Here is a 22,523-nt window from a genome sequence, read left to right as displayed (position 1 = left end):
CCGCTGATGAATACTCTCGTCCGACAGGGTTACGCGGCGTGGTCCGCGTTGTGTTCGCAGTGTTAACGAATCCGCCCAGGAGACCCGGTCCGCGTTACGTCGACGTCATGCCGGCACTCCGGCGATGAAGGCGCGCCAGCCGCCGAACTCCGTGATGTCGACCCCGGCCGCGGCGGCCGCCGGGGTACAGGTGAACCCGACTGCACGGGTGTCGTCGGCCAGCGTCATCGCGGTGAGTGCCATCGGCTCCGGCAGCGCGGCGAGGAAGCTGCCGAGACCGGCGGAGGACAGGCGGTACAGCTCCCCGGGAAGCGAGCGACCCGCACCGCCGGGCGCTCGGACCAGACCCGGCTTGGGTGGCTCCGAATCCAGCCGCACCATCAGGTGGTCGTCCGTGGTCGCCACGTCCCGCTCGAACCGGGCACCGAGCGCCTCCAACTGATGATGGAGTGGCTGTCCGCGCAGATGGGCGCCGAACACCGCTAGCAGCACACCGGATTCCGGCGCGACGACGGCGGTGCCACTCCCTACGACACGGGCGGCGATGTCGAGGGCGACCTGGTCACCGAATGCCGGCGTCACGGTCATCACCCCGAAGGATTCACCGGGCTCGCCCGCCATCGGCACCGCGACGGAGGCCAGGTCCAGCAGATTGCAGAAGTTGGTGAACGTGCCGAGCCTGCGGTTGATCTCGACCGGATCCGCGAGCACGTCGTCGATCAACGGGTGCTCGGTCGTCGTCGGCAACAGCAACGCGTCCAGGTCGGCGAACAGCCCTGCCGCATAATGCTCCGCTGCAACGAGAGTCCCTGCATCACGAACGAATTCGTGCGCCGCCGGCTCAGCCGAACGCCGCACGATCGCGGCGACCGTCGGATCCAACGAGGCGTCCGGGTTCGAGGTGACGAAGTCGCCCACCGCGGCGAACCTCTCTGCGACGAGGGCGCCGTCGTAGAGGAGCCGGGCGGCGTCGAGCAGCGGGGCGATGTCCACACGCACGATGTCGAGACCGGCCTCTTCGGCCCGCGCCACGGTGGCCGCGAAACTCCGTCGGTAGCTATCGGAGAGCACCGCGAGTTGCGCCTCGATCGGCACACCGACGCGAGGACGCTGCGGAGCGGCCAGCACGACGTCGGACGGCCACACGCGACTGCGAGGATCGACGGCGTCGGGGCCGATCATGATCGACATCGCGAGCCCGGCCAGGTCGACCGTGGGCGCCAGGACGGTGATGCAGTCGAAGTCGGCGCACGCCGGGACGGCCCCCCGGGTCGGGACCAGCCCGAGAGTGGGCTTGATTCCGACCACCCCGTTGAACGCGGCCGGAACGCGGCCCGACCCCGCGGTGTCGGTGCCGAGTGCGAAGTCCACCAGCCCGAGGCCCACTGCGGCACCGGAGCCGGAACTCGAACCGCCCGAGACCCGGTCGGGGTGGTGCGCGGCCCGCACGGCGCCGTACGGGCTGCGCGTGCCGACGAGTCCCGTCGCGAACTGGTCGAGATTCGTCTTGCCGACGACCACGGCACCGGCGTCGACGAGGCGATCCACGGCGGGCGACGACACCTGCGGAACGTAGGCGAACTCCGGGCAGCCGGCTGTCGTCGGCAGCCCCGCCACATCGATGTTGTCCTTGACGGCGAACACCGTTCCGGCGAGCGGCAGCGCCTCCCCCGCCACGAGGCGCCGCTCGACCGCGGCGGCGTCGGCGAGGACGTCCGACTCGGGTCGCACGTGGATCCACACCTCCGGGCGACCGCATTCGGCGATGCGCGCGAGGGCCGCTCGGGCTCGTTCGGTGGGGGTGCAGACGTCGAATGTCATCATCGGTGGCCGCTTTCTCACACGGGCCGCGCTGGCGGCCCAATCATGTATACGTTGCCGTATACGCTAGGTGAGCTGCTGTTACATCCGAGCTACACGGAGTGACGATCTCGTGTCGGCTCAGGTTGCGCCCGGTCGAGCGTTCGGCGAGCCGACCTGCGGCGGTTCCTCCTGCGTGCGATATTCACTGGAAGTGATCCGACGACTTCCAGGAGTTCCGCGATGCCACGAAATCCCGCCCTGACCCGCTCGCTCTGTGCCGTCGGGATCGCTGCGGCGCTCTCCACAGCGGCGTGCAGCAGCGACGAGGGCGGTACCGCGGAACCCGTTCCCGGCACGGCGACGTCCGTCACGGCGGCCGCGGCCGCCGCCACGACGAAGGCGGCCGCGGCATCGACCGCTGCGAGTGCGGCCGCCGGGACCACGACTGCCCAGCAGACGTCCGGCTGTGCGGTAAGTGAACTCCGACTGACGCTCGGGCAGGGACAGGGCGCCGCCGGCTCGGCCGAACTCCCCCTCGTCTTCACGAACGTCAGCGGACGCACGTGCGTTCTCGACGGATTCCCCGGCGTCTCGTACGTACAGGGTGGCGCGGACGGGGCCCAGGTGGGTGCGGCGGCGACGCGATCGGGATCGTCGGCCGGGGCTGTCACGCTTGCGCCGAACGCGGCGGCGACCGCGATGGTGCGCGCGGTCGAGGTGCGGAACTACCCCCAGGACACGTGCGCGCCCACCCCCGTCTCGGGACTGCGCGTCTACCCGCCCAACGACACCGGCTCGATCTTCGTGCCGTACTCGACCACAGGGTGCTCGAAGACAGGTGACGGCCTGAACCAGCTGTCGGTCCAGGCCGTCACCGGCTGATCGCGTCGCGTCAGGAGAGGCCGAGCGCCTCTTCGAGGGTCGGCCATGCCTTGGGCAACTGGACGCGCCAGTAGTCCCAGGCATGGACACCCGCGCCGGCGTAGTCAACCGTCACCGGGATGTCGAGCTGATTCAGGCGCGACTCGAAGATCCGCGTGCACACGTTGGCACTCGCCTCGATCACACCACCGAGCACCAGGCGGCGCGTGTCCTCGGAGCCCTCTTCGAAAGTCCCGGGCAATCCGTTGGACACCGAGAGGTAGATCGGCTTGCCACGCAACTGCTCGGCGTTGCGGACGGAGTCGTGCGAGAGCCACTCGGGGCCTTGCGGATCCGACCACAGGTTGGCGGGATCACCGCTCTGCGAGGTGACGGTGGTCTGCACGGTGAGCCGCCCCAGGGCGTCGTTCGTGGAGTAGCAACCGCTGAACGCTGCGACGCCGCTGTACAGCTCGGGGTTGCGGTGCGCGAGCATGACAGCCGACTGCGCTCCCATCGAGTTGCCCGCAATCGCGTTGATGCCGTTGGTCTTCAGCTTCTTGTCGATCAGCCCGGGAAGCTCCTGGGTGAGGTAGGTCTCCCACTTGTTGAGGCCGAGCCGAGGATCGATCTCGTCCCAGTCTGTGTAGAGACTCGCGCGTCCGCCGTTGATCAGGACGACGTTGACGTCCTTGTCCCGGAAGAACGTCGGCGCATCACCGAGACTCGCGCTCATCCATCCGCTGCCGTTGTTGCGCGCACTCACACCGTCGAGCATGTAGAGCGTGGGCCGCGGGACGGACCGGTCCGCGGGCAACAGGACCTGGACCGTCACATCACGGCGCAGCGCGGGTGAGGCGACGGTCAGCTGGACGCCCTGAGCCGAGAGCGACTTCTCGCCGACGATCTCGGCGGTGGTGATGTCGTCACGCAGCGCCGGCGGCGGTCCCGGATCCTCCTGGAATCCTTCCGGGATCGACGACCCCGCGCCCACACTGCCCGCGCCCGAGCTGCCGGCCAGGCTTCCGAGGCTGCCCAGGCTGCCGGAACCGAGACTGCCGTCACTCGGAGCAGCGGTCGCCATACCCGCCGACAGGAGCAGCACCATCGCCGCGGCCCCCAGCCCCACGGCCGCACCGGCCGGCCCTCCCCGCCGCCATCGGGCACCGTTCCTTCTGTCCTGATCGCGGACGACCCGCATCACATACCTCCAAGTCTCGTACTCGAAGGTGACATTAAGCGAACGATCGGACAAACCTGATATTCGCCGTCAACCCGGCGTCATTGCTCGTCTCGGACCGCCGCTTCGATTTCCATTCGACGGGCGCGATACCGTATTACTGTGTCCGAGTTCTCGAACAGGTTCGTTGGTAGCGACTTCGATCGTGCGGTCGACGACGCGTGGAACTCCTACCGGTCACGCCTCGCCGACCGCATCGCTGCGGCCTCGGTCGACGACCAGTTGATCCTCGAAGCCACGTGTGAAACCGACGATGCCGACGGTCGTGTCCCATTCGTGCAGTGCCGCGTGACGGACAGCGCCGACGGCGCAGTCGTTCGCTGCGAGATCCCGACGGACCTGAATCTGCCGCCACGACGACGGCTGACCGCCGCCGACCGCGCCCGACTGGTCTCTGCCGGCTGGACGGAACCGAACCCCGTCGAACCGCCGCTGCAGTTCGACGACTTCGACATCGGCGACGAACCCGCACTCCTCGTCGAGAAGGCGCCGCGGTGGGCCGACCAGCTCGCAGCGATGATCGTCGCGGTGTTCCGGGATCTGTGGGACGTCCCGCACCCGAGCTTCCTGGCCCTGCATCACCTCGGCGCGGACGTCGACCCCGTGCCTACGGAGGCGCCTGACGGGGTGCCGCGCCCCGCGCCGCTCGACCGATACGTGTCGATCCGCCCCCGGGACACCGAACACCTACGCGAGGTGATCGCTCACACCGTCCACGACATCCTCGGCCACGCGCCAGAGCGTGATCAGGACGGCGATATCGTCCTCCGGTTCGGCACGGCGCTCGCACTGGTGATCGCCAACGAGGCCGCTCCCGAGATCCAGCTGTGGGCACCGCTGGTCCGCGACATCAGCGGGCGCACCCGTGCGTCGGAACTCATCGGCGACCTCAACCGCCGATGGCCGTACCTGCGGTTCGCGCTCTACGAGGACAGACTGCGAGTGATGATCGACATGCTCGCCGACCCGTACGTGCCACAGCACCTCGCCGACATGGTCGAGCACCTCGGGGAGTTCCTGGGCGGTGTCGACGAGGAGTTCGCGACGCACTTCGGTGGCGTCCTGCACTTCTCGGAAGTTCCTCCCGCCACTGTCGGCGATCCTCCAACACCGGCACCCCCGGCGGCCGAGTCCCCCGCTGAGAGCCCCGATCCGCTGCGGGATGCTCGGCCGGACAACAAGCCCGAACAGCACCGTCCGGTTCAGGAGCCCATCCAGCCGTCGCTGTTCGACGACCTCGACGATCAGTAGGGTCGTCTGCCGTCAGCAGGGGCTCGGTTCGCCGATCTTCACGACGGAAAGCACGGCATCGCCCTCACCGATCAGTGCACCCACCGCGGGGGTCTGACCGACAACGATCCAGTTCGAATCGACAACCTGGTTCCGCCCCTTGCCGGTGGCATCCGTGCTGCGCGAGAAGAAGACCCCGCCGTCCTGGATGAGATTCTGTGCGGCCTGGAGATTCATGCACATCACGTTCGGCATGGGCACGAGTGTCGGCGCGGGGGCAGCGGCCGGAGCAGGGGCTGCGGCCGGCACTCCGACGGGAGCCGTTGCCGAGGGGGTGACGGCGGCGCTCGATGCGGGCGCCGCAGACGATGTCGCCGGCGCGGGGACGACCGTTGTGCTCGTTGCCGGCACTGCCGCCGCGGACGTGTCGTCGGACGAGCCGCAGGCGGTCAATCCTGCGACGAGCATCAGGCCCGCGCCCAGCCCGCTCGCCACCAGTACGCGCCTGTTTCCGCGCACGCGTCGATCACCAGATGTCGTCATTTCGAAAGCCCCCGGATACGGCCACCGTCCGGTGGCACCGATTGATCTACGGCCGCAGTTATACCGCACCGTTCTGGTCGCGCGATGCGAAACCCCGACAAAACCGACCGAAAGGTCTATATCGACGGGCGAGTGCGTCGCATTCGTCCCGCGCGCGAATCGACCTCCCGCGCGCACGATTGCGCGCGCGGGAGACAAACTTGCGCGCGGGACGGAACCTCGACCTGTCAGATTCCGCTCAGGGTCGGGGTGATCACGATGTTGATCGGGCGCTCCTGCGGGTGGTCGCCCCGGAGCAACTCGATGCCGTACTCGAGGCGGTCGAACCCGAGCACATGGGTCCGCATGCGACTGAGCGGAAATCGGCCCGACGCGACGATACTCGCGGCCTGCTGGTAGGACCGGACGCTCGAGCCCGCGCACCCGACCAGGCGAATGTTCTTGAGCGTCAACAGGTCGATCGGGAAGTTCTCGATCGGCCGGGTCTTGAGCCCCGCGGACACCACGGTCCCTCCGCTGCGCACGATGTCGAGCGCATCGAGGATCGGCCCGGTCGCATGCGGGGACGTATCGAGCACGACGTCGAAGCCGCGTCCACCTGTCGCTTGCCGCGCCGCCTCGCGCAGATCCTCGGTCTCGACGTCCACCACCACATCGGCACCGAACTCGGTGGCCAGGTCCAACTTGTGCCGATCCCGCGCCAGCCCGGTCGCGAGGACCACGTCGGCACCGGCAGCCTTCGCCGCCACCACCGCTGCCAGACCGCGCTGACCGCACCCGAGCACCGCGAACGTGGTCCCGATAGTGGTGCCGGGAGTGGTGACCGCCCATTCGATGCCGGCCGCCAGGGGATTCCACAGCGTCGCGTCGAGCGGGTCGGTCGTCTCCGGGAACGGGTGCAGGATCGCATTCGGATGGATGTAGACGTGCGTCGAGTAACCGCCCCAGAGCGACGGCGCGTGCCCGGTCTGGATGTAGCCGTAAGCGTTCGGCCGGAACGGGAACCCCGTGCAGCGAATCGTCGCTCCCTCGCGGCAGCCCTCGCACCGGCCGCACGAGAGGAACGGGTTGACGGCGACCCGGTCGCCGACGCGAACCCCGTCCGCACGCACTCCCCCGCCGATGTCCTCGATGATGCCGACGATCTCGTGTCCGTTGATCCGTGGGAACGGCGAGACGCCCGGCGCGTACGCCGAGTGCTTGCCTTCCCAGGAGTCGATGTCGCTGGCGCACAGGCCGTTGGCCTCCACCCGCAGCAGTGCTGCGCCGGACTCCAGGGCCGGAATCGGAATCTCCTCGAACCGCACCTCGCGCGGACCGGTCTGCACCAGTGCTGTTGCCGTGATCGTCACTTCCGGCCCTCCTCCACGTAGCGGCGGGACGCCTCGGCCGCTGTGATCCGTTTGCGTACCAACTCGATCGCCGCCGGATCGGCATCCACCTTTTCGAGATGGTCGAGTTCCGCGGTCGCCTGCGCGACGACGGCGTCGAGGCGCTCGGCGGCCAGGTCCCGGGTGAGCAGGTCCTGCTCGACCCAGTCGTCGGCCTCGATCCGCTCCTCCGCCGTCATCGGCGTGATCGGGGGTTGCTGCCAGCCGAACTTATCGGGCGAGGTCACGCCTTCCCACCGTCGTCGTGGAAGTTGAACAGTCGGCGGGCGTTGGTCTCGACGATCTTGACGACCTCGTCGTCCGGCACGTCCTGGAAACGGAACTCGGCATGCTTGCGACTGTTGGGCCAGTAGGAGTCCGAGTGCGGGTAGTCGCACTCCCAGGTGATGTTGTCGAGGCCGACGACATGCCGGTTCTTCAGGCCGAAGTCGTCGTCGATGAAGCAGCCGTACATATTCTTGAACCACAGCGTCGACGGCACCACATCCTGAACGACGTTCTGGTAGTGACGATGACGCTCCCAAACCGCGTCGATCCGCTCGAGCATGTAAGGCACCCAACCGATGTTGCCCTCGGACAGCGCCACCTTGAGGCCCGGGAACTTGTGGAACACCGGCGAGAACAGCAGGTGCGAGGTCGAGGACATCATGTTGGTCGCGTACAGCGAGATGGTCACCGCGTACGGGGCCTCCTCCGCGGTCGCCGGCGGACGACCCGAGGAGCCGAAGTGCATACACAGCGGCATGCCCGTGTCCTGGGCGGCGGCGAAGACCGGGTCCCAGTGGTCGGTGTAGTACGACGGCAGCCCGAGCGGAACCGGATCCTCCGGGAAGGTGATGCCCTTGGCGCCCTTCGCGGCAGTGCGCTGAATCTCCTCGACGCATTCCGCGATGTCCCACAGCGGCAGGATGATCACCGGGATGAACCGGTCGGGCGCGGCCGCGCACCACTCGTCGAGGACGTAGTCGTTGTAAGCCTTGACGCTCAGCAGCGCCAGCTCCATGTCCTTGCTCTCGACGGTGAACAGTGCCCCGGCGAAGCGCGGGAACGACGGGAAGCAGGTCTGTGCCCACACGCCGTCGAGGTCCATGTCGGCCAGTCGAGCCTTGGGGTCGTAGCAACCCGGGATCATGTCGGAGTAGCGGACCGGTTCCATCCCGAAGTCCTCGGGATTCTTACCCGCTACCGCGTTGAGCCCGATCGCGGGGAAACGGCGGCCCTGGTAGTTCCAGACCTGCATGGGCGCACCACCCGACGGCGAAGGCTCCTCGACGATGCGGGGGCCGGCCTCGAGGAATTTGGTGGGCAGACGGTCGGCCCACACAGTGGGGTGCTCGATGAGGTGGTCATCGACCGAGACGAGCTTCATCCACGGCTGGAGTGGCATTGACGTGCCTCCTGTAAAAGTCTGTAACAAACGATTGTTGCAAAGAATGGGGCGGGTATCCGCGAAATCGTGCGCGGAGTCCGCCACGTCAGATGACGGCGGAGAGGTATCCCGGCCGAATCCGCGTCGTGTCGATGTCCGCGGGCTGCCACCCGGGAACGAGCGACGTACCGTCGAGCGTGCGGACCGGGCGATTCAGCTCGACGAGCAGGCCGAGGTTGCGCGTGATCTTTCCGGTCAGCGCCTTGGGGTCCCCGGTACACAGCGCCAACGCGGCCTCCGCGATGGTTTCCTCCGGTTCGGAATTGTTCGTGGTGACGCCCGGCACGGTCAGCGCGTTCTCGGTCGCGATCGAATACTCCGGTGCCAAGGTGTTCACCGCGATGTTGTCGTCGTACAGATCCATGGCCGCGCCGGTCGTGATGCGGTCGATCATCGCCTTCGTGCCGCCGTACAGGCAGGCGCCGAAGGTCGAGTTCGGCGCGAACGGCGGCCCCTTGCGCGGGCCGGCCTGAGTCGACGAGATGCTCAGGATCCACCCGGCGCCGCGACTGCGCATGCCGGGCACCGCCGCGGTGGCGAGATCCCAGCCGGCCCAGACGTTCGTCTCCACCGAGTCGTAGAAGGACTCGCGCGTCATCTCGCCGTACAACTGATCGAATCGGCGGGTCGCCGCGGCGTTGTTGACGAGGATGTCCACGGGCGCACCGAAGGTCTGTTCGGCGTGCGCGATCACCGATGCACGGTCCGCGGACGGGTCACCGAGGTCGAACACGAGCGGGGCAGCGGCGCCGCCGTCCGCGGCGATCTGCGCGACCGTCTCCTCGAGCGAACCCTGCAGGCGTCCGTCGCCGGCCCGCAGCGAACGCGAGACCGCCAGGACGTGGATGCCGTCCGCAGCGAATCGGCGGGCGATCGCACGTCCGATGCCGCGACTCGCGCCGGTGACCACGGCGACATGCGGAGTCGCGTCGGCGCTCACGGGTTCACCCCGCCGGCCGTCGGGGCGAAGTACGGGAGGACGACGCCACCGTCGATCTCGTGGAACTCGACGGCGACCGGCATCCCGATCCGCACATCGGCGGTCGTGCAGCCGACGATGTTGGACACCATGTGGTAGCCCTCGTCCAGTTCGACGATCACCACGACGTACGGACTGGTGAACGCCGGCGTCTGCGGTCGCGTGACCTCGGTGTAGCTGTAGACGGTGCCGCGGCCGGCGCTGACCTGCCACTCGAGGTCATCCGAACCGCACCCGCGGCAGAGCATGTTGGGGTCGAATTCGGCACGGCCGCAGGCGGTGCAGCGCTGATAGCGCAGCTCTCCCTCGGCGCAACCCTCCCAGAACGGCCGGGACAGCACGGTGGGGGTCGGCAGCGGGATCCCGGCCCGCTGCGGGCCCAGCACGGTGACGATCGTGTGCTCGCTCATGGTCGCTCACTTCCCAGTAGCAGGACGTCGGTGAAGAAGGCGCCGGCGCCGCCGTTGCTGCACAGCACCACCTCGGCGTCGTTCACCTGGTTGGTCTCGCACACGCCTTGGAGTTGGTGCACACCCCGCGCGATGCGCTGAGTCAGCTGCACGATCCCACCGCCGTGGCTGTACGACATCAAGCCGCCATCGGTGGTCATCGGGAGTTTCGGATCGTCGCCGGCGACGTTCTCGACAACCCACTCGCCGCCGTCGCCGTCGCCACAGAACTCGAAAGCCTCGAACTGCCTGATGATCTCGAACGAGAACGGATCGTAGAGCTCGGCCACGTCCACATCGGCAGGCTGCAGTCCGGCCATCGCGAACGACTTACGCGCCGCCCGACGACCGACGTAGCCGTTGGGGATGTCGGAGGACCGGCTCCCGAGGTCCCAGCTCGGTGCGTGCTGGTACGACGGCCCCATGTGGTCCAGTCCGCCGCCGAGAACGTAGACGGGCTTGCCGGGTAGATCCTTCGCACGCTCGGCAGTGGTGATGATGAGCGCGCAGCCGCCCTCGGACGTCATGGCGCAGTCGAGCAGGTGGAACGGATCCGCGATCATGCGCGAGGCCAGGATGTCCTCGACGGTGAACGGGCCACGCCCGTAGTAGATCGCGTCCGGATTGATGTTGCCGTTGTTGCGGATCCGGGCGGCCACCGATGCCATCTGTTCCGGTGTCGTGCCGTGCTGGTGCATGTGTCGTCGGGCGATGAGCGCGAACTCCGAAGCCGTGTAGAGGCCGAACGGGGCGACGAACTCGTTGGACGGTCGCGTCCACGGTGCGGTGGATTCACGTTCGGTGTAGCGGCCGGCCTCGCCGTCGGCGACGAGCACGGTCTCGCACAGTCCTGCGGCAACGACACTCGCCGCGTGCAGGACGCCGGTGATGCCGCCCGGGTTGTTCGCGTTCCAGACCGGGCCCAGGCCCAGCGAGTAGATGAGCTGCGGCGCAGTCTTGCTGTACACGCCGTCGATCGTGGTCGGGTCGATACCGGACTCGGCAATGGCGCCGCGTGCGGCATCGAGGCTGATCGTGAAACTGTCGTGGCCCTCCAACACCCGCGCCTGCTCGGTGTTGTAGGCCGCGACGATCACCACGTCGCGAAAGGGATGTGCGCTCACATCGAGTACTCCTGTCAGGATCAAAGATGAAGGGGGCGATGGCCGATCACGTCGGCATCGGAAAGCTGCACGAGACGCTCCGGGTCCACCCCGGCCAGTGCGGTGAGCACCTCGGCGTTGTGCTGGCCGAGCAGGGGCGCCGGCACGGTGAAGGCCGGTCCGGAGTGCGAGGCGAACACCACAGGGAGGCCCGGGATCTCGAATGTGCCGAGGACCGGGTGGTCGAGCTTCTCCGGGAAACCGCGGGCCCGCACCTGCGGGTTGTCGAGGATCCGGCTCGGGTCGACGACGCGGGCGGCCGCGATGCCCCGCGAGGTCAGTGCCCCCTCGAGCTCATCGACGTCACGGGCCGCGCAGAACTCGGTGAGCAGTTCGTCGAGGCGATCGTGGTGGCGACGACGACCGTTCGCGGAAGCGAACTCGGGTTCGAGCACGGAGTCCGGAAAACCCAGAACGTCGCACGCGGCCTCCCATCGGGCGTCGTCGGTGACCGCGACCGCCAGCCAGTTCTCCTCGCCCGCGCACCGGTACACACCCTGCGGGGCTCCGATCGGGCCGCGATTTCCGTCCCGGGACAGGGCGTTGCCGTAGGCGCTGTGTTCGATCACCATCTCGGCGGCCACGTTGAGCGCGCTTTCCACCATGGGCACCTCGACGAAGCAGCCCCGGCCGCGGGATCGCGCAAGTTCGAGCGCCGAGAGCGTCGCGACCACGGCGTGCAGTCCGGCGACGGGATCGCACGGGCCCTTGAGGACCATCGGGCTGCCGTCGCGGTAGCCCGTCATCCACGACAGCCCGGTGGCCTGTTCCATCGTCTGCGCGAATCCGGTGCGGTCCCGCCAGGGGCCCGACAGCCCGAACGCGGGCATCCGGACGAACACCGCGGCGGGGTTCGCCTCGTGAATCCGCTCCCAGGTGAGGCCGAAGTTGTCGAGGACTCGGGGCGAGAAGTTCTCGATGACGATGTCGGAGTTGCGAATCATCTCGAGCAACACATCCACACCCTCGGGCCTACTCAGGTCCAGTGTCACACCGAGTTTGCCCGCGTTGGCACCCTGATAGACGCCACCTGCCTCCCACCAATCGGGTTCGCCCGGCGATCTGGTCGAGGTGAAGCGCATCCCGTCGGGACGCTGCACGGACTCGACCTTGATGACCTCGGCGCCCATTCCCGCGAGCAGTTGGGTCGCAGCAGGACCCGCCCAGAATGCGGTCAGGTCGAGGACCCGGACCCCGGCCAGGGGTGCGTCGTCCGTCTCGTCGAGCGTGCGTGAGGGTTGCGTGCGCGGATTCCACGGCCGATCGCTGTCGTGTTCGCCGAGCGACGGGGCGGCGCGGACGGGATCGGGCAGTGCGCCGTCGACCAGGTACGGCCGCCGGGGCTGGACGAAGCCCGCGGGGTTTTCGACGAACACCCCGCGCTCGGCGAAGTGCATGTTCTGCGTGACCGTCTCGGGTGTCCCGATCGGAGCGACGGGAATCCGCATGGCACTGGCAATCTCGTCGATCGCCTCGACCGGCATCGACGTGGTCCAGGATTCGATCGTCGACTTGAACTCGGCGTAGCGTTCCTGGCGCCTGCGCACGTCGACGATCGAGTCGTCCGCGAGCAGGTCGGCACGGTCGATCATGATCAGGAAGTCCTCGAACATCTGCGCGGTGATCGTGCAGAAGCCGACATAGCCGTCGAGACCGTGCTCGATCGACGGGATCTCCACCGTCCGAGGCGTGCGCCGTCCGGGCGCACCCGACAACACGGCTGTCACGGGATGATAGAGAGCCATTGCGACGCCCATGGATTCGAGCATCGACAGATCCGCCCACTCGCCGCCGCGTCCGCGGCCGGCGGCCCCGACCCGCAGGCCCAGCGCGGTGGCTGCCGCGAACGATCCGGCGATCCACTCGCCGAGGCGTCCTCCGGCCTGTAGCGGTTCCCGGCCCTCCGGTCCGCGAATGGCCATCGAACCCGCGAGTGCCTGGAGAGTGAAGTCGGTGGCCGGCAGGTGGGCCCACGGTCCGGTGCGTCCGAACGGGGTGACCGACAAGATGTCCACGCCGGGGGTTGTCCGGCGGACGAATTCGATGTCATCCGTAGTCAATTCACCGGACTCGACCACGAGGTCGGCGCCGGCGACGAATTCGCGAACGCGGCTGTCGCGCAACGAACCGCGGATCGATCGCTTTCCTGCCGCCAGGTACTGGAACAGGGCACCGTCGCCGGGGCCGGTGTCGCCGCTCTGTCGCCAGCACCGCAACGGGTCACCGTCGGCGCCGGTCTCTACCTTGACGACATCCGCGCCCGCGTCCACCAGCATCTTGGTGCAGTAGGAACCTGCGATACCCGTGGAGAAGTCGACCACGCGGAAATCCCGAAGCAGCACATCCTGCTGTTGCACTGTGGATCCTTTCGATCGCTGGGGGGTCGTCAGGCGGTGACGGGGACGAACTGCTCGCGCAGCACGCGGCGCAGCACCTTGCCGAGGTCGGTGCGGGGCAGGGCCGTCCGGAACTCGACGTGCGCCGGTACCCGAGACGACCGGAGTCTGCCGCCCACCCATGCCTGGATCTCGGCGGCGTCGACCGCTCCGTCCGCCCGCGGCACGACGGCCGCGACGACGACCTCACCCCACTGGTCGTCGGGGACGCCGTAGACGACGACGTCCTCGACGTGCGGGTGCTCGCCGATCACGTCTTCGATCTCGCCGGGCGACAAGTTCTCGCCGCCGCGGACGATGACGTCGTCGAGGCGTCCTTCCACGAAGACGTAGCCCTCGTCGTCGATCCAGCCTCCGTCCTTGGTCCGGAACCAACCGTCGGCATCGAGCATCGAGACTCCGGCGTACTCCCCCGACACCTGCGCGCCGCGCACCCACAGTTCGCCGCGTTCCCCGGCCGGGACGGCGAGCCCATCATCGTCACGAACGACGATCTCGACATCGGGAACGGGCAGGCCCACCGATCCCAGCCTCCGCCGGATCACCGGATCGACAGCCTCGACGGCGGCACGATGCTCCGCGGGTCCGAGAACGGCGATGGACGAGGAAGTTTCGGTCAGTCCGTAGCCGTTGACGAAGGCGACCTCCGGCAGCAGTTCCAGAGCCCTCTCGATGACAGGCAACGGCATGCGGCCGCCGCCGTAGGAGAGGTGGCGCAGCGAGGGCAGACCGCGCCCGTCCTCGGCCAGCACATCCACGATGCGGGCGAGCATCGTCGGCACGACCATCGCGTGGGTGATCCCCTGTTCGCGCACGAGGCGGACCCACTCCCGCTCGTCGAAGTTCGGCATCTGCACGATCCGACGGCCGCTGTAGAGACCTGTCAGCAGTCCCGCAACGCCCGCGATGTGGTACGGGGGCACGCTGACGAGGGCGGCCTCGTCAGGTCCTGCGCTGAACAGTTCGGTGCCACCGAGGACGTACGAGACCAGATGCCGGTGGCGCAGGACCGCTACCTTGGGCGTGCCGGTGGTGCCGCTGGTGTGCAGCAGGACCGCCGGCGCCTCGGGATCCTGCTCCGCGGGCGCGATCTCGACAGTGGGAGCGGCGCAGAGGTTCTCGACCAGCGCCACCGGGCCCACGGTCTCGACACCGTCCACCTGCGCGCCGATGTCGGCGACGGTGCCGTCGGCGACGAGGAGGGCGGGCGCCCGCCCTTCGACGAGTCGGCGCAGGGGTTCGTCGGCGAGTCGATAGCTGATCGGCGCGAAGGGGACTCCGCTCCACGCCGAACCGAACAGCGCGATCGGGAAAGCCGGAGAGGCCGTCGATCCGTACAAGACTGTCTGCTCGGCGGCATCCGTGCGGCCGGCCGCGAACGCGCCCGCCAGTTCGAGCAAGCGGGCGTAGGTGAGGCCGTCGTGCTTGTCGCCGATGGCAACTCGGTCGCCGTCCGCGCCGGCGGCGATCTCGAGAAGGGTCAGGATGTTCATCTGGCTCCTCAGTCGGATGCGGGCATCGCTTTGGGCGCCTTGACACCCAGCGGTTCTCCGTCTGCGGTGAGGACACCGGATCCGGGCTTGGTGCAGAGCAACTCGACGGTGCCCTCTGCGTTGCTGTAACGCTTGCCGAGCTGGAGTTCCCCGCTCGTGCCACCCGAGGGATCGCCGGCCTGCTCCGGGGCGACCATCGGTGCGCCGTCACAACAGATGTCGACGTCGCCACCGGGTACCCGGATCACGATCAGTTCGGCCGCTGACGTGGTGCTTCGCAATCTGGCTCCGACACGCAACTGCATGAGAATGACTCCTTGAGGTGATTCGAGGTCGATACTCTCGGGCACACGGAAACAACATCGGTGCCCGGCCGACACAGCCCGGCTTCAGAAATCCGAGCAAACGTTTGTTGCACGCCACTATGGCAGCCCGTGTGAGCCTCGTCAAACACTGGAACGAGGTTCGCCGTCATCCTCCGCCGCCTCAGGGGCACAACCACGCAATCGTCGAGAACCGTGTTCTATACTCCACACACTCACACTTGCACAAAGCTTTTCGATCCACGAGGACCGGATGGACTCCCACGCACCACACATCACGGCCCGCCAACTCGCCGACGGCATCGCCGATGCGCCGTTACTCGACGACGGCGCCGCGATCGACACGCCCCTGATGGTCGTCGACCTGACCCCGGGCTCCGACGGAGTCGACGACCCCGAAGTACTCGCAGCCGCGGCCCGGCGCGCGCACCAGGCCGACCGGATCCTCCTCGGAGTTCACCGAGGCCCTCGCCCAGTCGGCGAAGGCGGCGGACTGACCGCAATCACACAGTCGCTCGACGTGACGTACACCGACGACCCCGACCTCGGCCGGAACGCCCACCGCTCGGTCGTCCACGCCCCCGATCCGGACGACGCTGTCACGGCTTTCGCGGCCCGCGTCGGCGCGAATCCGCAGGCCTCCGTCGTCCTGCGGCAGGTTGTCCGGGCCGGTAACGGCCTCGACGTGCCCGCAGCCATGGACGTCGAATCGCTGGCCTACTCCACGCTGCTCGGTGGACCCGAGTTCGCGCGCTGGCTCGCGCATCGCGGACCCCGACCACTGCCTCCGACACCCACCGACGACCCGGTCCTGACAGTTCGCGACGGTGACGAGCTCTGGGTGACGCTGAACCGCCCGGAACGCCGGAATGCCTACGGAGCCCGACTACGCGACGCTCTCACCAGCGCGTTGATCGTCGCGACATCGGATCCGTCCGTCTCCCGCGTCGTGCTCGACGGTGCCGGACCGTCTTTTTGCGCCGGCGGCGATCTCGACGAGTTCGGCACCACGCCCGATCTCGCGCTGGCACATCTGATCCGCACCCGCGGCGGGGCGGGGCTCCTCGTCCACGCACTGGCCGGGCGGATCGAAGTTCGCGTTCACGGAGCCTGTGTCGGTGGTGGAATCGAGATTCCGGCGTTCGCGGGACGCGTGGTGGCGAGCCCGGACGCGTGGTTCCGACTACCCGAGGTCGAGATGGGTTTGATCCCGGGAGCAGGTGGGACGGCAAGCATTCCGCGGCGGATCGGGCGGTGGCGCGCGATGCACCTGTTCGTGACCGGCGCGCGCCTCGACGTCGGCACCGCACTCGACTGGGGCCTCGTCGACGCGGTCGACACGATCCACTGACGCGAACCGGACACGCGGTACAGCAAACGCTTGTTGCTGGTAGTGCGGTTCTCCTGCCATGATGACCGAAGCTTTGGAACCAGCGGGCGTTCGCGCGCTGCCGCGTCGCAGAAGGGCCGTGAACATGCCGTCGAAACTCGATCGGAAGCCAACGAACGATCGACCGTCCGACGACGCCAAGTCCGCGTTTCTGACGAAGATTCGCGAGGCGGCCGTTCGACGATTCGCCGAGAGCGGGTATGACGGGACGTCGATGCGGGACATCGGCTCCCTCGTCGGCGTGCATGCCGGCAGCCTCTACGTGCACATCAAGAGCAAGGAAGACCTGCTCTACCAGATCGTCGGCGAGATTGCGGAGAGTGGCGAGGCCGCACTCCTGCGGGTCGAGGCATCGGACGTCGGCGCGATCGACAAGCTCCGCATGCTCGCCCGCATCCATCTGCGCTGGTCCATGGCCAACCCGGATGCCGCGAAGGTGTTCGAGCGGGAATGGATGCGGCTCAACGGCGCCCAACTCGCCGAGGTCCAGGTCAAGCGCCAACGGTGGGCCGACGCGGTGGAGCGGATCATCAGGGCAGGCGTCGACGACGGCACGTTCCGGGACATGGACGTGGCGCTCGCCGCCGTCGCATTCCGCTCCGTTCTGAACTCGAACTACACGTGTGACGGCGACCCCGACGTGGACGGCATCAAACTCGCCGACGAGTTCGTCGACTTCCTGTTCAACGGCTGGGTCGCATCCGCACATCGCTGAAACGGGCGCCTGGCGCCCCCGCACCGGTCGCTGCCCGTGTTCGGCCGGCACCGACCCTGAAATCATGAAGGATCCGAAGATGACTGGAACAGCTTTCGTCACTGGTGGGACGGGCGCTCTCGGCGTCGCCGTCACCAATCACCTGCTTTCCCTGGGATGGCGAGTCGTGGTGCCGTTCATCGAACCGTCCGAGGTGACCCGTTTGGAGAGTCACGATCGCCTCGAACTGATCCGGTGCAACGTGTCCGTTCCCACCGAACTCTCCGAGGCCGTCTCGGTCGCAGCCGGCGCCTCCGACGCGCCACTGACTGCGCTGGTCAATCTCGTCGGCGGCTTCGAGTCCGGTCCGCGCACCCACGAGGCCGACGCCGAGGCGATCGACCGCCAGTTGCACCTGAACGTACTCACCACGTATGCGGTTCTGCGCGAAGGACTTCCGCACCTCATCGCGAACGGCGGCGGGTCGGTGGTATCGATGTCGTCCGGGGCTGCCCTGAAGCCCTTCCCGGGTGGCACCGCCTACAGCACGTCGAAGGCCGCCGTCCTGGCACTGGCCGAGTCCATCGCTGTCGAGTACAAGAAGGACCACATCCGCTCGAACGCCCTGCTGCCCGGTGTGATCGACACTCCGGCCAACCGCGCGTCGATGCCGAATTCCGACCGGACGAACTGGGTTGCACCGACAGACATCGCCAAGGTGATCGCCTTCCTGCTCTCCGACGACTCCGCCCCCATCTCGGGTGCCGCGATTCCGCTGGGTCTCTGACGATTACGCGCCGGTGCGCGGACGAGTTCGTCCGCGCACCGGCGCGACGGCACGGTCAGTCGTTCGCGAGGAACTCGACCGGGTTTCGTTCGAGCATCGCGCGCACTTCTTCGGGTGCCAGCCCTGCAGCCTCGAGTGCCGGGAGGACCTGGCGGTGAATGAACGTGAAGTCGACGCCGGGCGGGGCTGAGTCCTCGGATTCGAACTCCTGCCACGACCCGGAAACGCCGAAGTAGATCGCCAAGTCGTGGGACAGCAGTAGCCGGTCACCGTAGCCGAGAGCGCACAGGTCCACGATCGTGCGCACACGGTCTTCGAGGCTGTTGCTCACGGCACAGTGCCCGAACCGGTCCATCCCCAGATAACACCCTCGGGCGAGCATCTTCTCCAAGTAGCGGAGATCGTTGGTGTCACCGCTGTGCCCGAGAACGAGTCGACTCGGCGCGACCCCGCAGGACTCGAACAGGTCCACGATCGCATCGCCGTTACCGACGTCGGTGTGGTGATGGCAGAAGATCGGGAGCCGCTGCTCGGCGGCGACCCTGCCGATGGCCCGGAATACCTTGTCGAGGATCGGGGTGATGCCGTGATCCGCACACGCCGCCTTCATGATTCCCGGTCGAACATTCGTCCCCGCAATACCTTCCTGGCACTCCCTGCTCAGCAATTCGTGGATCTCGTCCTCGGTCCGCCAGGTCAGGTAGACCTCGTCCTGGTGGTAAAACCCGCTGGAGACGATGAAGTTGAGCCCCGTCCGCTCCGCGACCTCACAGATGAGGCGCACGTCGCGACCCATGTTCACCGGAGTGGCGTCCACGACGGTTCGCACCCCGCACGCCGCGGCCCGCGAAAACTGCTCGACGGCCCTGGACACCACCACGTCGTGGTTGTAGTAGTGATCACCGAAAGCCATCCGCATCGACCAGTCGGCTGTGACGATGTGCTCGTGTATCAGGGTCTGCCCCAGCTCCGAGCGTTCGATCGGGCCGTGGACACCGTGCACCGGCATCTGCATCTCCTTGGTATCGGGTTGGTCGAGAGCGACGCGAACCGCAGGAGCCGTTCGCGGTTGGGGCTACCTCACATCCACTGCCCGCTCTGGATCGAGAGGAGTCGGTCCATGGTGTCGGCGGACCAGGTTTCGGCCGGTGCCACCGCGGCTCGGCGTCCACGACGCGGCCGGCCGAGGTCGGGATACAGCGCCCGCGAGATCTCGCGGGCGGCGTCGACCACCAGCGGTGCGACGCGCTCGAGTTGTGCGGTGCGGGCGTCACCGCACAGAGAGATCGCTGCGGCGGGACCGTCGTGGCCCCGGACGGCGACACCGACGCACGCGACGCCCCGTACCGACTCTCCGCTCTCGAAGGCCAGCCCTCGACGCTGACGGATCCGGTTGAGTTCCTGATGCAACGTCGAGAGACCCGTGATGGTGTGGTTCGTGCGGCGACTGAGCTGTGTTTCGTACAGGCTGTCCACGTGTTCGGGCGTGAGCCACGCGAGCATCGATTTTCCTCCGGCCGTCGAGTACGCCGGACAACGCCCGCCCACCCGCGACGGAAGCGTCGACGCGAAGTGCCGCCCGCCGACCTTGTCGAGGTAGACACTGTCACGGCCGTCGAGAACCGCGAGGTGGACAACCATGCCGGTCTGCAAGTGCAACTCGTGCAGTAGAGGCGCGGCCGCCACCCGGAGGTCGCCGTTGCTACTGCCGTTGCCACTGCCGAGGCTGGACGCGCGCCGGCCCAGGCAGTAGCCGAACGAGGCGTGCTCGACCCAGTCGAGCCGCACGAGCTGTTCGAGGATGCGATGCACCGTCGACCGCGGCAGCTGAGTCCGGACACCGATCTCCTCGAGAGTCAGCCGGGTCGACCGGTCCTCGAACACATCCAGTATCAGCGTCATTCGCTCGATCATGGATGGCGGCGTGCTACCCCGACCCCGCCCAGCGGCTGCTGATCCAGTGTGGTCGACCGTTGTCATCGAGACCTCCGAACTTTCGATTGCGACTACTGCTCCATCCAGGCGTCGTCGAAGAGGACCACGTTGTCGATGGTGACGTTGGCGCCGTGCAGCTTCGGCGTCCACGCCGTGAACACGACGGACGGCGCCCACACGGCATACGGCACGGTTTCGTTGGCCAGCATCTGGATGTCGTCGATGACCTTCTGCTTGTCGCCATCGTCACCGGCGGTCTGCAGCTTCACCAGCAGCGCATCCATCTCGGGGCTGTTGTAGCCGGCGGCGTTGTTGTTCGAGGTACTCCCGAGCGAGGCGTACAGACGTAGCAGCGGCGCGGCGTCGATGAGGGACGCGCCACTGCGGGCGACGTCGAAGTCGCGGTCGATGTAGACCCGGCGGGTCAGGTCGGTGACGCTGTTGGCGTACGCGATCTCCACGTCGAAGCCGATCGAGTCGAGTGCGGCCTGGACCGCCAACGCACCCTGACGCGCGCCCTCCTCGTTGATGGCCGCGTACGTGAGCTTGCCGTCGTAGCCGTCGGCCTTCGCCTCGTTCAGCAACTCCCGGGCCTTGTCGGGGTCGTACGCGACGCCCGCCGCCTCGCCGTTGTGCCACTTCGAGCCCTCGGGGAACATCGACGAGCCCGCCGGGCTGTTACCGGAATTGACGCGCTGGTTGAGCGCGTCGGGATCCACACCGAGCGAGATCGCCCGGCGCACCCGCACGTCCGCACCGGGACGGCCCTCGCGCTGGTTGATGATCCCGATCGCCCCGAGCCCCTGGGTGTCCAGGTAGCCCTCGTAGCCGGCGTCGATCGCACTGTCGATCACCTCGGTGTTGCGGTAGAGGTAGCCGGCGTTGAGCTCACCGCTCCGCATGGACTCGAACATGCCCTGCGCGTTCGGCGTCGGAACGAAACGCAGCCCGGCCAAGCGCGGCTTACCGCCGACATAATCGGCGCGCGGCGCAAGCTCGAGCACCTCGTTCGGCGCGAAGCGGGTGACCGCGAACGGGCCCGCACCGATCGGCGTGAACGCGCCGTTCGCCTCCGAACTCGGCGCGACGATCACCCCGGGCCCGGACGAGAGCATGACCGGAAAATCGGCCCACGATCGCTGGAGCTTGATGACAACTGTCTTGGCGTCGGGTGTCTCGACACCGGCGACGGTGTTGGTCCACATCTGGGCGGCATCGCGTTTGGCGGCAACATATCGATCGAAGCTCCACTTCACGGCGACCGAGTCGACCGGCGTCCCGTCGCTGAAGGTACCGCCCTCGCGCAACGTGATCGTCCATGTCTGCCCGCCATCTGACGACTTCAGACTCGCCGCCAACTGCGGTACGTACTCGGACTTTTCGAAGTCGTAACGAACCAGCGTGTCGTAGATGGCGGCCAACTCGGTGCCACCGGTCGATCCTGCCATCAAGGTCTTCGTCGGATCGAGCGTCGCCGGGAAGCCGTAGGACCCATATGTCACGACGCCGCCGTCGACAGCGGCGTCGTCGACAGCGCGTTCGCCGACGTATCCGATCGAGTACTCACCGCCCCCGGCCGACTCGCCGGAACCCTGTCCATCGGCGGACGCGCACGCGGTCAGTGCCACGGCACCGATCGCCACGACCGCGACCGAACGACAACCACGCCATAGTCGATCCCGCATATCGATCCTCTCGAACGTGTCGGACTTCGAAATTCATTGAGCTGATGCTGATCTCCAGACGGCCGATGGGGCCGCTGGTTTCGGAAGGGTTCCCCGCGCACGAAACGCTGACGGTCCTCGACCGTCACATGCGAGGACCACCGGACTGGGGTTGCCGACTGCACAACCTGACGAACATTAAGAATCCGGTTCTCCCGCAATGAGACACCAGTCCGACACGTGAATGCAAGACATACTGGCGAGTAAGTCGCATATCTCATCATGATTGAAACCCTGTTCTATTTATGGCGCGCTCCTCCCGTGATAGCGTCGGCCACGGACAGCAAACAGGCAGGGTGTTACGACTCGACAGCAGCACAAAGTCGCGAGCGCACATCCAGGAGGCCTCGACGATCAGCCGGGTCGTCCCGACCGCCTCGAGTCTCGGGCCGGCGAAACAATCCGGCGCGCACAGTGTTCGATCGGTCCCGGACCGGTATCCGACGGGCGTGCGCACTCCTGCGAGGGCCGCGCGAGAGTCCGCGACCCCGATAAGTCCTCACGGAAACACCACGGAATGTATGGGAATCGCATGACGACATCAGAGATCGACAGCGAAGTGCGGATGATCGACGCCGGTTCGGCGCCGACCAGGTTTGCGCGCGGCTGGCACTGCGTCGGGCTGACGCGCGACCTGCGCGACGGCAAGCCGCACTCGATCCACGCCTTCGGCACCAAGCTGGTGGTCTTCGC

At 67.5% G+C, this 22,523-nt stretch carries 20 protein-coding genes and 1 pseudogene; 6 read left to right on the top strand and 15 right to left on the bottom strand.

Translation table 11 applies throughout. The features are described from left to right. Positions 1 to 105: 105 nt before the first annotated feature. Positions 106 to 1,824, bottom strand: coding sequence for an allophanate hydrolase (gene atzF / locus C8K36_RS21250; RefSeq protein WP_107986701.1), 1,719 nt, complete (start codon positions 1,822 to 1,824; stop codon positions 106 to 108). Positions 1,825 to 2,043: 219 nt separating this feature from the next. Here atzF and C8K36_RS21245 point away from each other — a divergent pair, with 219 nt between their 5' ends. Next, a complete protein-coding gene (locus C8K36_RS21245; protein ID WP_107986699.1) occupies positions 2,044 to 2,685 on the top strand; it encodes a DUF4232 domain-containing protein in 642 nt (213 codons plus the stop codon). A gap of 10 nt (positions 2,686 to 2,695) precedes the next feature. Here C8K36_RS21245 and C8K36_RS21240 read toward each other — a convergent pair whose 3' ends face one another. Further along, positions 2,696 to 3,772, bottom strand: a complete 1,077-nt coding sequence (locus C8K36_RS21240; protein ID WP_258195548.1) for an alpha/beta hydrolase — start codon at positions 3,770 to 3,772, stop codon at positions 2,696 to 2,698. 234 nt (positions 3,773 to 4,006) lie between these two features. On the opposite strand from C8K36_RS21240, the gene C8K36_RS21235 reads away from it, so the two are divergent. Beyond that, on the top strand, positions 4,007 to 5,155 hold the full coding sequence (locus C8K36_RS21235) for a T3SS (YopN, CesT) and YbjN peptide-binding chaperone 1 (RefSeq protein ID WP_107986695.1): 1,149 nt from the start codon (positions 4,007 to 4,009) through the stop codon (positions 5,153 to 5,155). 12 nt (positions 5,156 to 5,167) lie between these two features. Here the strand turns inward: C8K36_RS21235 and C8K36_RS21230 are convergent, their stop codons facing one another. The 10 genes from C8K36_RS21230 to C8K36_RS21185 all read right to left on the bottom strand — a co-directional run bounded on the left by C8K36_RS21230 (position 5,168) and on the right by C8K36_RS21185 (position 15,282). Then, positions 5,168 to 5,677, bottom strand: a complete 510-nt coding sequence (locus C8K36_RS21230; RefSeq protein ID WP_107986693.1) for a hypothetical protein — start codon at positions 5,675 to 5,677, stop codon at positions 5,168 to 5,170. A gap of 227 nt (positions 5,678 to 5,904) precedes the next feature. Further along, the gene (locus tag C8K36_RS21225; RefSeq protein ID WP_107986691.1) at positions 5,905 to 7,029 is read right to left on the bottom strand and encodes a zinc-dependent alcohol dehydrogenase; all 1,125 of its coding nucleotides are present in this window, start codon (positions 7,027 to 7,029) and stop codon (positions 5,905 to 5,907) included. Then, positions 7,026 to 7,295, bottom strand: a complete 270-nt coding sequence (locus tag C8K36_RS21220; RefSeq protein ID WP_107986689.1) for a hypothetical protein — start codon at positions 7,293 to 7,295, stop codon at positions 7,026 to 7,028. The genes C8K36_RS21225 and C8K36_RS21220 overlap by 4 nt, the downstream gene beginning before the upstream one ends. Then, on the bottom strand, positions 7,292 to 8,455 hold the full coding sequence (locus C8K36_RS21215; protein ID WP_107986687.1) for an amidohydrolase family protein: 1,164 nt from the start codon (positions 8,453 to 8,455) through the stop codon (positions 7,292 to 7,294). Before C8K36_RS21215 ends, C8K36_RS21220 begins: the two co-directional genes overlap by 4 nt. An 88-nt stretch (positions 8,456 to 8,543) precedes the next feature. Beyond that, positions 8,544 to 9,437, bottom strand: a complete 894-nt coding sequence (locus tag C8K36_RS21210; RefSeq protein WP_107986685.1) for an SDR family NAD(P)-dependent oxidoreductase — start codon at positions 9,435 to 9,437, stop codon at positions 8,544 to 8,546. Further along, on the bottom strand, positions 9,434 to 9,886 hold the full coding sequence (locus C8K36_RS21205) for a Zn-ribbon domain-containing OB-fold protein (protein ID WP_107986683.1): 453 nt from the start codon (positions 9,884 to 9,886) through the stop codon (positions 9,434 to 9,436). Before C8K36_RS21205 ends, C8K36_RS21210 begins: the two co-directional genes overlap by 4 nt. Continuing rightward, a complete protein-coding gene (locus C8K36_RS21200) occupies positions 9,883 to 11,049 on the bottom strand; it encodes a thiolase family protein (protein WP_107986681.1) in 1,167 nt (388 codons plus the stop codon). The genes C8K36_RS21205 and C8K36_RS21200 overlap by 4 nt, the downstream gene beginning before the upstream one ends. 20 nt (positions 11,050 to 11,069) lie before the next feature. Next, positions 11,070 to 13,445 carry a CaiB/BaiF CoA-transferase family protein gene (locus C8K36_RS21195; RefSeq protein ID WP_258195532.1) on the bottom strand — a complete coding sequence of 792 codons (2,376 nt, stop codon included), beginning with the start codon at positions 13,443 to 13,445 and terminating at the stop codon, positions 11,070 to 11,072. Positions 13,446 to 13,474: 29 nt separating this feature from the next. Then, on the bottom strand, positions 13,475 to 14,977 hold the full coding sequence (locus tag C8K36_RS21190; RefSeq protein WP_107986679.1) for a class I adenylate-forming enzyme family protein: 1,503 nt from the start codon (positions 14,975 to 14,977) through the stop codon (positions 13,475 to 13,477). A gap of 8 nt (positions 14,978 to 14,985) precedes the next feature. Further along, the gene (locus C8K36_RS21185; RefSeq protein ID WP_107986677.1) at positions 14,986 to 15,282 is read right to left on the bottom strand and encodes a hypothetical protein; all 297 of its coding nucleotides are present in this window, start codon (positions 15,280 to 15,282) and stop codon (positions 14,986 to 14,988) included. Positions 15,283 to 15,553: 271 nt separating this feature from the next. Here C8K36_RS21185 and C8K36_RS21180 point away from each other — a divergent pair, with 271 nt between their 5' ends. From C8K36_RS21180 to C8K36_RS21170, 3 genes are all read left to right on the top strand, one after another. Continuing rightward, complete coding sequence (locus tag C8K36_RS21180) at positions 15,554 to 16,651, top strand: enoyl-CoA hydratase/isomerase family protein (protein WP_107986675.1); 1,098 nt, start codon at positions 15,554 to 15,556, stop codon at positions 16,649 to 16,651. A 61-nt stretch (positions 16,652 to 16,712) separates the two neighbouring features. After that, a complete protein-coding gene (locus tag C8K36_RS21175; RefSeq protein WP_258195531.1) occupies positions 16,713 to 17,405 on the top strand; it encodes a TetR/AcrR family transcriptional regulator in 693 nt (230 codons plus the stop codon). 79 nt (positions 17,406 to 17,484) lie between these two features. Next, on the top strand, positions 17,485 to 18,171 hold the full coding sequence (locus C8K36_RS21170) for an SDR family NAD(P)-dependent oxidoreductase (RefSeq protein WP_107987031.1): 687 nt from the start codon (positions 17,485 to 17,487) through the stop codon (positions 18,169 to 18,171). Between the two features lie 55 nt (positions 18,172 to 18,226). Here C8K36_RS21170 and C8K36_RS21165 read toward each other — a convergent pair whose 3' ends face one another. The 3 genes from C8K36_RS21165 to C8K36_RS21155 all read right to left on the bottom strand — a co-directional run bounded on the left by C8K36_RS21165 (position 18,227) and on the right by C8K36_RS21155 (position 21,749). Then, a complete protein-coding gene (locus tag C8K36_RS21165) occupies positions 18,227 to 19,180 on the bottom strand; it encodes a phosphotriesterase family protein (RefSeq protein WP_107987029.1) in 954 nt (317 codons plus the stop codon). 71 nt (positions 19,181 to 19,251) lie between these two features. Continuing rightward, entirely contained in the window at positions 19,252 to 20,151 is a 900-nt protein-coding gene (locus C8K36_RS21160) for an IclR family transcriptional regulator (RefSeq protein WP_107986671.1), read from the bottom strand. Between the two features lie 26 nt (positions 20,152 to 20,177). Next, positions 20,178 to 21,749, bottom strand: a complete 1,572-nt coding sequence (locus tag C8K36_RS21155) for an ABC transporter substrate-binding protein (RefSeq protein WP_258195530.1) — start codon at positions 21,747 to 21,749, stop codon at positions 20,178 to 20,180. A gap of 613 nt (positions 21,750 to 22,362) precedes the next feature. Here C8K36_RS21155 and C8K36_RS25275 point away from each other — a divergent pair. Continuing rightward, positions 22,363 to 22,523, top strand: a pseudogene (locus tag C8K36_RS25275) (3-ketosteroid-9-alpha-hydroxylase); the annotation flags it as partial.

This window comes from Rhodococcus sp. OK519 (assembly GCF_003051005.1).
Lineage (GTDB): Bacteria > Actinomycetota > Actinomycetes > Mycobacteriales > Mycobacteriaceae > Prescottella.
Note: the sequence above shows the minus strand (reverse complement) of the source record. Positions and strands in the feature narration are given on the sequence as shown.